The following is a 10,992-nucleotide window of genomic DNA, read 5'->3' on the forward strand; positions in this document are numbered from 1 at the left end:
GCCCCTGTTGCCCCTTTCGAACGTCCTTCACGGAACCGAACTGCATGAACATATTTGACAAGAACGCCGACGCCGCTGCCTCCGATGCGCAGCTGCTGGCCGACGAAGCCCGCTACAGCTCCTTCGGCGACACCGTCCACTACGTCGATCCGCCGAAGATCTTCCAGCGCGGCGAAGGCAGCTACATGTTCGACGGTGCCGGCGTGCCCTACCTCGACCTGCAGATGTGGTACTCGGCCTGCAACTTCGGCTACAGCAACAAGCGCCTGAACGACGCACTGAAGGACCAGATCGACACGCTGCCGCAGGTCGCCAGCCAGTACCTGCACCCGACCCGCGTGCAGCTGGCCAAGACGATTGCGGTGGACATGCACGAGAAGTTCGGCCTCGACGGCCGTGTGCACTTCAACGTCGGCGGTGCGCAGGCCATTGAAGACTCGCTGAAGATCGTGCGCAACGCGCGCGGCGGCAAGAGCCTGATGTTCGCCTTCGAGGGCGGCTACCACGGCCGCACCCTGGGCGCGTCGTCGATCACCTCCAGCTACCGCTACCGCCGCCGCTACGGTCACTTCGGCGAGCGTGCGATGTTCATTCCGTTCCCGTACCCGTTCCGTCGTCCGAAGGGCATGACCCCGGAAGAGTATTCCGACCACTGCGTGTGGCAGTTCGAGCGCCTGTTCGAAAGCGAATACAACGGCGTGTGGGATCCCAAGGTCGGCCAGGCCGAGTACGCCGCGTTCTACGTCGAGCCGATCCAGGGTACCGGTGGCTACGTCATCCCGCCGCGCAACTTCTTCACCGGCCTCAAGCGCGTGCTGGACAAGTACGGCATCCTGATGGTCGTCGATGAAATCCAGATGGGCTTCTGGCGCACCGGCAAGCTGTGGGCCATCGAGCACTTCGGCGTGACCCCGGACGTGCTGGTGTTCGGCAAGGCGCTGACCAACGGCCTGAACCCGCTGTCGGGCCTGTGGGCGCGCGAAGAACTGATCAACCCGACCGTGTTCCCGCCGGGCTCCACCCATTCCACCTTCAACTCCAACCCGCTGGGCACCCGCCTGGGCCTGGAAGTGCTGAAGCTGGGCAAGGAAATGGACTATGAGCGCACCGTGCCGGAGAAGGGCGCGTACTTCCTCGACGGCCTGCGTGGCCTGCAGAAGCGCCACCCGGAAATCGGCGACGTCGACGGCCTGGGCCTGGCCCTGCGCGCGGAGATCTGCCAGACCGACGGCTACACCCCGAACAAGGAACTGCTGGACCGCATGGTCGACATCGGCCTGGCCGGTGATCTGCTGCACGACGGCAAGCGCATGGGCCTCGTGCTGGACGTGGGTGGCTGGTACAAGAACGTGATCACCTTCGCCCCGTCGCTGGACATCAGCTACGAAGAGATGGACCTGGCGATCACCCTGCTCGACCAGGCGCTGACCAAGGCCAAGGGCTGACGTCGATGCGCTGCCGGTTCCCGTGCCGATGGAAATGACGTCACGCGCATCCAGCACTTCGCTGGAACCGGCCGCGCTGCTGGAGGGCTTCCTGGCCCACCCGCCGCTCGGATTCGAGGCAGGCCGGCTTCCCAGCGGCCTGCCGACCTTCCGTGCACCGCTGGACCTGACCACCACGATGGACGACGAACTGCGCGGCAAGCTGCTCGGCCTGCCGCTGTCGCGCCTGTGGCGGCCGTGGATCACCTGGCAGACCCGCTTCGTCGGTGCCACCAGCACCGAGTACACCCCGCTGCCGGCACACGTCGCGCCAGAGGCGCTGGCCGAGGACGTGACGCGTCACGCGATCGGCGATACCCGGCTGCTGGTGGTCAAGGACCTGGCGATCGATTCACCGCTGTTGGACGACGCGGCCAATGCGCACAGCAGCGCCTTCCTGCAGGCGCTGCTGGCACGCGGTTTCGTCGAACTGGAAGGCATGCCACTGGCCTGGGTGGCGATCGATTTCGATTCGCTCGATGGCTATCTCGCCCGCCTGTCGTCCTCGCGCCGCAAGAACATCCGGCGCAAGCTGCGCTCGCGTGATGAGCTGCAGATTGACTGCATCGCCACCGGTGATCCGGCCCTGGCCGATCCGCAGCTGCAGGCCGAACTGTACGCGCTGTACCTGGGCGTGTACGCGCAGAGCGCAGTGCATTTCGACCAGCTCGACCTGCCCTACTTCCAGCATCTTCTGGCCGACAGCCAGGGCCAGGGACGGATGTTCCTGTACCGCCACCAGGGCCAGCTGATCGGCTGGAACCTGTGCTACATCCACGCCGGAAAGCTGGTGGACAAATACATCGGCCTGGCCTACCCGCAGTCACGCGAGCACAACCTGTACGCGGTGAGCTGGATGCACAACCTCGAATACGCGCTGCAGCACGGCCTCAGCCACTACGTGGCCGGCTGGACCGATTCGCGGATCAAGGCCGAGCTGGGCGCCCGCTTCACCTCCACCCGGCATGCGATCCACGCCCGCTCCCCGCTGCTGCGCGCCGCCCTGCGCAGGCTGGCGCCGTACCTGCAGGGCGAACCTGATGGAGGCGGTTGAACGATGCCGTTGCGTTCCCCGCTGATCCTGGACCTGGACGGTGGCGTGCTGCCGCTGCCACAGGCGCAGACCCTGGCCCTGCCGCAGTGGCACGATCCACTGCGCTTCGCCTGCAGCAATGCCACGCTGGACCGTTTCGCAGCTGAAGTGCTGGCACCACTGCCCGCCCAGCTCGGTACGGTCATGCTGGGTAGTGGCGACTTCCATCATCTCAGCCTGCCGCTGCTGCAGCGCATGCGTGGCCAGGCCCCGTTCCAGCTGGTGGTGCTGGACAACCATCCGGACAACATGCGTTTCCCGTTCGGCATGCATTGCGGTTCGTGGGTGAACGCCGCCAGCAAGCTGCCGCAGGTCTCGCACATCCACGTGCTCGGCATCACCTCCAGCGACATCGGCCTCGGCCATGCCTGGGAAAACCACTGGCGGCCGCTGATGGGCGGGCGTCTGACTTACTGGTGCATGGACGTGGACGTGGGCTGGGGCCATCGCCTCGGCATGGGCCGTGCGTTCCGGCGGTTCGAGCACCCGGAGGCACTGGTCGCCGCGTTCGCCGCAGAGCAGGCCAAGTCGCCGCAGCCGACCTATCTGTCGATCGACAAGGATGTGTTCGCCGAAGACGTCGCCCGCAGCAACTGGGACCAGGGCCATTTCCAGCTGGAAGACGCGCTGGTGGTGATCGAAGCGCTGCGCGCCGGCGGTCTGGTTGGCAGTGACATCACCGGCGAAGTGTCGCTGGCCCACTACCAGAGCCGTTTCAAGCGCTGGCTGTCGTCGCTGGATGGCCAGCCTGACGTCAGCGCCGAGGATCTGCCGGTCTGGCAGGCGCGGCACCAGCAGGTAAACCGCGAACTGCTGGCCGCGATGGCCGCGGTGCCGACGGCCTGCTGAGCGCTGTCGTTCGTGCCGGCCGCTGGCCGGCGTGGCTCCGGTAGTGCCGGCCGCTGGCCGGCAACCTCATTCTTCCCAGGCTCACGAGGATGCCGGCCAGCGGCCGGCACTACACTGGGCTCCTACCCCAGGAGCCCTCGCCATGGCCCAGACCGTCATCCCGCAACTGCGCATGCGCCACGCCGACACCACGCTGCCGTTCTACGTGCAGGGGCTGGGTTTCGTGGTCGACTGGGAACACCGCTTCGAACCCGGCTTCCCGCTGTTCGCCCAACTCACCCGCGACGGCCAGACGATCTTCCTCACCGAACACAGCGGCGACTGCGAGGTCGGCGGCGCGGTGTACTTCATCGTCGACGATGTCGACGGCCTGCACCGCGCCTTCAGCGCGGCCAACGTGCCGATCGAGCAGCCCCCGCATGACACCGAATGGGGCAGCCGCGAAATGCTGCTGCGCGACCCCGATGGCAACCGTCTGCGCTTCGCCACCGACGCCAGCTGAACCACCCGGCCTTGAGTGGAGTATACGAAACATATACGCTTCGTATATCAACTCATCCAGGACCACCCATGGGCATCGTCAACATCGATGACACCCTGCACGACCAGCTGCGCCGTGCCTGCACCGTCTCCAGCCGCTCGATCAACGCCCAGGCCAACTTCTGGATCCGGATCGGCATGCTGTGCGAGCTGAACCCCACGCTGAGCTTCCAGGACATCGTCGCCAGCGAACTGCGCGCGGCCGGCGTGCAGCCGCCGCTGCTGCCGCCGGGTCAGGTCTGAGTCGATGGCGATCATCAAGCGCCCGGACGAGATCGCGCTGATGGCCGAGTCGGGTCGCCTGCTGGCGCAGGTGTTCGCCGCACTCGACCGATTGCCGCTGCAGGGCCGCAGCACGATGGAGATCAACGACTTCGTCGAGCGCATGATTGTCGATGAACTGCAGGCGCGGCCGGCCAGCAAGGGCCAGTACGGTTTCCCGTACGTGCTCAATACTTCGATCGACAGCGTCATCTGCCACGGCGTGCCCAGCACCACCGACGTGCTGCACGACGGTCAGATCGTCAACCTCGACATCACCCTGGAGAAGAACGGCTACATTGCCGACTCCAGCACCACCTATCTTGTCGGCGACGTGGACTACGCCGCGCGCAGGCTGGTGCAGACCACCTACCAGGCGATGTGGAAAGGCATCGCCGCAGTGCGCCCCGGCGCGCGCCTGGGCGATATCGGCCATGCCATCGCCCGTCATGCGCGCAGCCACGGCTACAGCGTGGTGAAGGAATACTGCGGCCACGGCATCGGCCAGGAAATGCACGAGGAGCCACAGATCCTGCACTACGGCCATCCCAACACCGGCAGGGTGCTGGAAGAAGGCATGGTGTTCACCATCGAGCCGATGCTCAACCAGGGCAAGCCGGCCATCCGCCAGCAGCCGGACGAATGGCCGGTGTACACACGCGACGGCAAGCTGTCGGCGCAGTTCGAGCACACCGTGGCGGTCACTCGCAATGGCGTGCGCGTGCTGACCCTGCGCCCTGGCGAGACGCCGTTATGCGCCATCGACCGGATGGCGACCGGCTGACCTCAGCACCTCCGCGCCTTGATGTCCCTCTTGCATGGCGTGCGACATCTGTCGCACACTCACGACATCAATCGCACGCCCAGGTCTGACCATGCCCCGCGTCCCAACACCTTCGAACGCCGAACTGGAGTTGTTGAAGTGCCTGTGGCGCGACGGCGCCTGCAGCGCGCGTGAACTGCACAATGCGGCAGCTGCCGCACTGGACTGGTCGTACTCGTCCACGCGCAAGACGCTGGAACGGATGGTCGACAAGGGGCTGGTGAAAGAGGGCAGCCAGCATGGCCTGAATGTCTACAGTGCCAAGGCCGGCAAGGTAGCCACACTGGCCGCACTCAGTGCCGACTTCGCCCGTCGCGTGCTGGAGATCGACGGGCCGCTGCCGACCCAGGCATTCGCCGAAAGCCGCCTGCTGAGCGACAAGGAAATCGAGCAACTGCAGGCGCTGCTGCTCCAGGATGACGAGGACCAGCCATGAGCCTGTCATCAACCGCGCCATGGATGATCAGCCTCGCTGCGAGCCTGCTGGGGGCTGGCCTGGTCTGGTACGGCGCGCAGTTGCTGCAGCGGCTGCTCAGGCTTTCACATGCTTCGGCACGCTTCTGGCTGGGGGCGTGGTTGTGTGCTGTGCTGCCCCCCTTGCTTGCGCTGTTGCTGCCGGTGCAGGTGGCACCGGTGCAGGAGCTGGCCAGCGCATTGCCTGTTGCGCTGGACAGCGGCACCGGCGTACTGCGGCCTGTGCAACTGCCTGCACTCACGGCAACCGAACCATTGATGGCCTGGCTGACGCCACTGCTGCTGACCGTCTACATCGCAGGGGTCATGCTGGCCCTCGTTCGTTGGGCGTTGGCCAGCCACCGGCTGCGGGCCCTGCTACGCCGCAGCCACCCGCTGCAGACTGCGCAGCTGCCTGGCCCGCAATCGCGTCACGCTGTGCAGGGGCTGCAGCAGGAAGGCGTCGCGTTGCGCATTGTAGAAGGCGGCGGCACGCCCTTCGCCCTGTGCAGGCCGCAGCCGCAGATCATCCTGCCCATGGCATGCCTGGCCCTGCCGGATCGTACGCTTCGCCTGGTCATCGGCCACGAGGCGGCCCACCTGCAGCGCCGCGACCCCCAGCGCGCTGCGCTGATGCGGTTTATTGGTGCGCTGTACTGGTTCAATCCCTTCGTTCGACGCATTGCCGCGCGCATGCAACTGGCCGCCGAACTGCAATGCGATGCGCGAGCACTGGCCGAGGGTGGCGCCGCCAACGACGGCCGTCTGCTGGCCCACGCCTATGTCCAGACACTTCGCTACGCGACGGCAGTGCAACCGGCCAGCGCCCTCACCCATCGCGACCTCGGCGGCCACCAGGTGCGCCTGCAGCACATGCTGAAGGGTGATGACGGTCGCCGCCCAGGCATTACCAGCATCCTGCTGCTGCTCGCACTGGGCTCTGCCTGCACAGTCGGCGTGGCCACCGTACAGGCAACCGTGGTGGCAGCACCGACGCCCGCGACGCTGCCACTCCCCACCGCGTCGGTAACACTGGTGGAAGCCACGCTGCCACCTCCGTCATTCTTCATGCCACTGTCCAATGCGCGGGTCACCAGCGTGTTCGGGCACGTCGCCGACTTCCGCCAGAGCGCCCATCACGGTACCGACTTCGCCGCGCGCCGTGGCACCGCCGTGCTTGCCCCCGCCGACGGCCGCGCCGTGGCACCGCCGTGCTTGCCCCCGCCGACGGCACCGTGATCGCCGCCACGCACGCCTATCCCGATGGTGCGAATTACGGCACGGTTGTCGTGATCGATCACGGCGGTGGCTGGCAGTCGCTGTTTGCACACCTGCAGGACTTCGCGGTACAGCCAGGCCAGCAGGTGCGCAGGGGTGATCCCATCGCCCGCAGCGGCAACACCGGGCGCACTACCGGCCCACACCTGCACATGGAACTGCTGCGCAACGGAACACGAGTGGACCCGCAGCACTGGCTGCAGTAATGCACTGACCGGCGCGCCGCCGCTCACCTCTTCGCATCGTTTCGATTCCCGGTCGCGGGAGGACCTGCTGCGGCCGGCTGTCACGCCATGACAAAGGAACTGCACACCAATGCAACGATCTTCGTCCTCCGCGACAACGGTGCGTTCGCGCGCCAGGGTATGGCTCACCATCGGCTGTCTGACGGGATCAACGACCGCAGCGGCGGCTCCGCCAACGACACCCGCGCCTCCGATCACGACCGATCTGGACGCCGTGCAGGTCCAGGCCGGGCGCTACGATGCTCGCCGTGACGACACCGCCAGCCGTATTGTCGTCGACCACGATACGTTGCAACGACACGGTGATACCGACCTGCTGGAGGCACTCAAGCGCCTTCCAGGTGTCAGCGTTTCCAGCGGCGCACCAGGCCGCCCAGGCACCGTGTCGCTACGCGGCCTGGGCGCGGGCTACACGCAGATCCTGTTGAACGGCCAACGCACGCCCGCCGGTTTCAGCCTGGACTCACTGGCCACCGATCTGATCGAGCGCGTCGAAATCCTGCGCGCGCCCTCCGCTGATCAGGGCATGGGTGCCATCGCCGGCACACTCAACATCGTCACCCGTGCACCGGTTGCAAAAGACAGTCAACGACTGACGGTTTCATGGACGGATACCCAAGGGCGCATGACCCCGTCAGCAAGCTGGCGTCAGGCCCGCTCCAACCTCGATCGTGATTATTCACTGACCGCCACGGCAACCGCCCGCGCATTCCTGGTGGAGGAACGCAGCAGAGAAGACGCTTGGGACGGTGTTGGTGCGCCGTTGCTGCATCGACAATCGCGCCTGCGTGCCACCGGCCAACGCGACAGCGTTTCGCTCTCGCCCTCACTGACGTTCAGAACCAGCGATGACACCACCCTTTCGCTGCAGGCCCTGCTGGACGCGTCCGACTTCCGTCGCGACATGTCCATTGATTGGGACACGCCGCTGGGTCCGCCGCTACGCACTCCCCATTACCGGCAGCGCACGCACCTGCGTCTTGACCAGGGCCAGGTCAGCGCAGAGTGGGAGAAAAAACTGTCGGATGGAGGCAGCCTGAACCTGCGCCTGGCAATGGACGGAAACCGGGAGGACTACCGCTTTCGCGAACAAGGACAGGATGAGGCACAGCAGGATAATCTTTTCGATCGCACCGATGCGAAGCTGCACGTGCTGGGTGGCACCACCCGCGTGAAGTGGACCTTGCCGGCGTGGGGCCGCCATACACTGCAGGTCGGTGCCGAAAGCAGCATGGACTCGCGGCGTGAATCCCGAGTGCAGCAATTGCATTCTTCTCCCAGCGAACCGTCGACGTTCAGCGACCTCTTCTTCGATGCGCGGCTGCATCGCATGGCGCTGTACGCGCAGGATGAGTTTCCCTGGGGCGCGCGCAGTGCCTTCTACGTCGGCGGACGATGGGAACAACTGCAGACCCGCAGCGAAGGTCGGAATTTCGCCACGACGCGTCACCGTGCCAGCGTGTTCACGCCGGTCCTGCAGGGCCTGTGGAAGCGTGCAAAGGGCAAGGACCAGCTACGGGTCTCATTGAGCCGCAGCTTCCGCGCACCAGCGCTGCGCTCACTGGTCCCGCGTCCGTACACTTCCACGAACAACCGCCCACTGAACCCTGACGAGATCGGCAATCCAGCGCTGCGTCCGGAACTGGCGTGGGGCCTGGATGCGGCCTGGGAAATGCACGGCAGTGAAGGTACTCAAGGGAGCATCGGCGGCTACCTGCGCCGCATCGACGCACCGATCCGCAATGAAACGGTACTACGTGACGGGCGCTGGGTATCAACGCCGGTCAACGGTACCCGCGCCATGGCCTGGGGAATCGAGATGGATGGCAGGATGCCGCTGGCACGTCTGTACCGCGGAGGGCCGGATATCGAGCTGCGCGGCAACGCCACCTGGAACCACTCCCGGGTCAGGGATGTTCCCGGGCCCGACAATCGGATTGAAGACCAAGTGCCATTCACCGCCAGTGCGTCGCTCGATTACCGCATTTCATCGCGCTGGAGCAGCGGCCTGGCGTATACCCATCGCAGTGGAGGCAGAATACGCTACAGCCTGAGCGAGCTGGACATCACGGCCTATCGACGCGAGCTGGATGCCTGGGCACAGTACGCAACCGAGCGGCACGGCAAGCTGCGCTTGACCGCCTCGAACCTGCTGGCGCAGGACATCGAGACCGGCCAGTGGCGTTTCGACGAAGGCGGATCACAGGTACTTCGCAACACCCGGCGTTCCGTGCCAAGTCTTCGCCTGCAATGGGAGCTTCCGCTGTGATCGGCCTATGCACGAAGTACCACTCAAGCGCGCTGTACCCGGCCGCGCACTCATGGAGATAGCGGGCGCAACAGCAGCAGCGTGGCGAGGCAGAGCATGAAGACCGCAACACCTGCGTCCAGCACACGCCAGGCGCTCGGCCTGCGAAACACCGGCTGCAACAGGCGCGCGCCGTAGCCCAACATGCAGAACCAGGCCACGCTGGCGACGCAGGCACCGGCGGCGAAGGCCCAGCGCAGATCGCCCGGGTAGCGCGTGGACAGGCTGCCGAGCAGCACCACCGTGTCCAGATAGACATGCGGATTGAGCAGGGTGAAGGCCAGGCAGGTCAGCAGTACCTGACGTCCGCTGCCACCCTGCGATTCGGCGGCGGCCAGTGCACTGCCCCCTCGCCAGGCCCGCAGCCCGGCCTGCAGGCCGTACCAGAGCAGGAAGGCAGCACCACCGAAGCGCAGCACCTGCAACAGCAATGGCCACTGCAGCACCAGCGCGCCCATGCCGCCGACGCCGGCCAGGATCAGCACGATGTCCGCACCGGCGCAGGCCGCCACCACCGTACCCACGTGGCGCTGCTGCAGGCCCTGGCGCAACACGAAGGCGTTCTGTGCGCCGATGGCGATGATCAGGCCGGCACCTGCGAACAGACCGGCAGCGGTAGCAGCAATCCACATCAGGACAAGCCAGGCAGTGAGGGGACGCGCAGGGTGCGGCCAAGGGTCCGGTTAAGACAATCTGTTTTTTCTTTATCCTGTGCAGAAGAACTGAAGAGGCTTCCACGTGGACCTGGTACATCCGCAACTGACCGCGTTTACCGCGGTGCTGGAGGAAGGCAGCTTCGAGGCCGCCGCACGCCGCCTGTCGATCAGCCCGTCGGCGCTGTCACAACGGATCAAAGCCCTGGAGGATCGGCTTGGCCAGGTGCTGGTGGTACGCCAGGCACCTTGCCGCCCCACCACGGCCGGTGAGGCGCTGCTACGCCGTGTGCGGCCGATGCAGGCGCTGGAAGCCGAGGCATTGGCCGAACTGCTGCCCGAACGCGGCAGCGACGCCGCACGCACGCCGATCCCGCTGGCGGTCAACGACGACTCGCTCGATACCTGGTTCGTGCCGGCCATCGCCGACCTGCATCAACGTCACGGCTACCTGTTCGATCTGCGCATGGACGATCAGGACCACACCCTGCAACTGCTGCGCGATGGCAGCGTGCTCGGTGCGGTCACCGCCGAAAGCCAGCCGGTGAAAGGCTGCAACGTGCATCCGCTCGGCGCCATGCGCTACCACGCCATCGCATCGCCCGGCTTCGCCCGCCAGTACTTCGGCGACGGCATGCAGGCCGCAGCATTGGCGCACGCCCCGATGCTGGTGTTCAACCGCAAGGATGAACTGCAATGGCGTTTCGTGCGGCGCCTCACCCGCGCGCGGCTGCAGCCGCCGTTACACTACCTGCCCTCCTCCACCGGTTTCGTCGAAGCTGCCGCGTGCGGACTCGGCTGGGGCATGGCCCCCGAAACGCTTGTCGCGCCCGCCGTCCGCGCCGGCCGCGTGGTGGTACTGGAACCCCGCCGCTGGCTCGATGTGCCGTTGTACTGGCAGCATGCCGCCGTGCGCTCAAGCACGCTGCAGCACATCACCCAGGCGCTGCGCACTGCAGCCAGCGGCACCCTTCGCTGAGGACAATCCGATGACCGCAGACCCAG

General features: G+C 66.1%; 12 protein-coding genes. 11 read left to right on the forward strand and 1 reads right to left on the reverse strand.

Translation table 11 applies throughout. The features are described from left to right. The first annotated feature begins 44 nt into the window (after nt 1-44). The 10 genes from ABR323_RS07845 to ABR323_RS07890 all read left to right on the forward strand — a co-directional run bounded on the left by ABR323_RS07845 (nt 45) and on the right by ABR323_RS07890 (nt 9,295). On the forward strand, nt 45-1,445 hold the full coding sequence (locus ABR323_RS07845) for an aspartate aminotransferase family protein (RefSeq protein ID WP_439448882.1): 1,401 nt from the start codon (nt 45-47) through the stop codon (nt 1,443-1,445). Between the two features lie 28 nt (nt 1,446-1,473). Further along, complete coding sequence (locus ABR323_RS07850) at nt 1,474-2,538, forward strand: GNAT family N-acetyltransferase (RefSeq protein ID WP_439448883.1); 1,065 nt, start codon at nt 1,474-1,476, stop codon at nt 2,536-2,538. 3 nt (nt 2,539-2,541) lie between these two features. Then, nucleotides 2,542-3,426 carry a hypothetical protein gene (locus ABR323_RS07855; RefSeq protein WP_439448884.1) on the forward strand — a complete coding sequence of 295 codons (885 nt, stop codon included), beginning with the start codon at nt 2,542-2,544 and terminating at the stop codon, nt 3,424-3,426. 142 nt (nt 3,427-3,568) lie between these two features. Continuing rightward, complete coding sequence (locus tag ABR323_RS07860; protein WP_439448885.1) at nt 3,569-3,928, forward strand: bleomycin resistance protein; 360 nt, start codon at nt 3,569-3,571, stop codon at nt 3,926-3,928. Between the two features lie 68 nt (nt 3,929-3,996). After that, the gene (locus tag ABR323_RS07865; protein WP_439448886.1) at nt 3,997-4,209 is read left to right on the forward strand and encodes a ParD-like family protein; all 213 of its coding nucleotides are present in this window, start codon (nt 3,997-3,999) and stop codon (nt 4,207-4,209) included. A 10-nt stretch (nt 4,210-4,219) separates the two neighbouring features. After that, entirely contained in the window at nt 4,220-5,011 is a 792-nt protein-coding gene (map, locus tag ABR323_RS07870; RefSeq protein ID WP_439448919.1) for a type I methionyl aminopeptidase, read from the forward strand. A gap of 91 nt (nt 5,012-5,102) precedes the next feature. After that, nucleotides 5,103-5,486, forward strand: coding sequence for a BlaI/MecI/CopY family transcriptional regulator (locus ABR323_RS07875; protein ID WP_054171290.1), 384 nt, complete (start codon nt 5,103-5,105; stop codon nt 5,484-5,486). Then, complete coding sequence (locus ABR323_RS07880; RefSeq protein ID WP_439448887.1) at nt 5,483-6,742, forward strand: M56 family metallopeptidase; 1,260 nt, start codon at nt 5,483-5,485, stop codon at nt 6,740-6,742. Before ABR323_RS07875 ends, ABR323_RS07880 begins: the two co-directional genes overlap by 4 nt. Beyond that, entirely contained in the window at nt 6,715-6,987 is a 273-nt protein-coding gene (locus tag ABR323_RS07885) for a M23 family metallopeptidase (RefSeq protein ID WP_439448888.1), read from the forward strand. Before ABR323_RS07880 ends, ABR323_RS07885 begins: the two co-directional genes overlap by 28 nt. Before the next feature lie 253 nt (nt 6,988-7,240). Further along, nucleotides 7,241-9,295, forward strand: coding sequence for a TonB-dependent receptor plug domain-containing protein (locus tag ABR323_RS07890; protein ID WP_439448889.1), 2,055 nt, complete (start codon nt 7,241-7,243; stop codon nt 9,293-9,295). A gap of 50 nt (nt 9,296-9,345) precedes the next feature. Here ABR323_RS07890 and ABR323_RS07895 read toward each other — a convergent pair whose 3' ends face one another. Beyond that, nucleotides 9,346-9,966, reverse strand: a complete 621-nt coding sequence (locus ABR323_RS07895) for a LysE/ArgO family amino acid transporter (protein ID WP_135272777.1) — start codon at nt 9,964-9,966, stop codon at nt 9,346-9,348. Nucleotides 9,967-10,072: 106 nt separating this feature from the next. Between ABR323_RS07895 and ABR323_RS07900 the strand changes: the two genes are divergently transcribed. Next, nucleotides 10,073-10,966: a LysR family transcriptional regulator ArgP gene (locus tag ABR323_RS07900; protein WP_439448890.1), complete on the forward strand. Its 894-nt coding sequence runs from the start codon at nt 10,073-10,075 to the stop codon at nt 10,964-10,966. Nucleotides 10,967-10,992 lie beyond the last annotated feature (26 nt).

Source organism: Stenotrophomonas sp. ATs4, assembly GCF_051861585.1.
GTDB lineage: Bacteria > Pseudomonadota > Gammaproteobacteria > Xanthomonadales > Xanthomonadaceae > Stenotrophomonas > Stenotrophomonas maltophilia_AS.

Coding starts and splice junctions, on each gene's coding strand:
- ABR323_RS07865 (WP_439448886.1), top strand. CDS start 3,997: ATGGGCATCGTCAACATCGATGACACCCTGCACGACCAGCTGCGCCGT.
- ABR323_RS07860 (WP_439448885.1), top strand. CDS start 3,569: ATGGCCCAGACCGTCATCCCGCAACTGCGCATGCGCCACGCCGACACC.
- ABR323_RS07875 (WP_054171290.1), top strand. CDS start 5,103: ATGCCCCGCGTCCCAACACCTTCGAACGCCGAACTGGAGTTGTTGAAG.
- ABR323_RS07850 (WP_439448883.1), top strand. CDS start 1,474: ATGGAAATGACGTCACGCGCATCCAGCACTTCGCTGGAACCGGCCGCG.
- ABR323_RS07855 (WP_439448884.1), top strand. CDS start 2,542: ATGCCGTTGCGTTCCCCGCTGATCCTGGACCTGGACGGTGGCGTGCTG.
- ABR323_RS07880 (WP_439448887.1), top strand. CDS start 5,483: ATGAGCCTGTCATCAACCGCGCCATGGATGATCAGCCTCGCTGCGAGC.
- ABR323_RS07845 (WP_439448882.1), top strand. CDS start 45: ATGAACATATTTGACAAGAACGCCGACGCCGCTGCCTCCGATGCGCAG.
- ABR323_RS07895 (WP_135272777.1), bottom strand. CDS start 9,966: ATGTGGATTGCTGCTACCGCTGCCGGTCTGTTCGCAGGTGCCGGCCTG.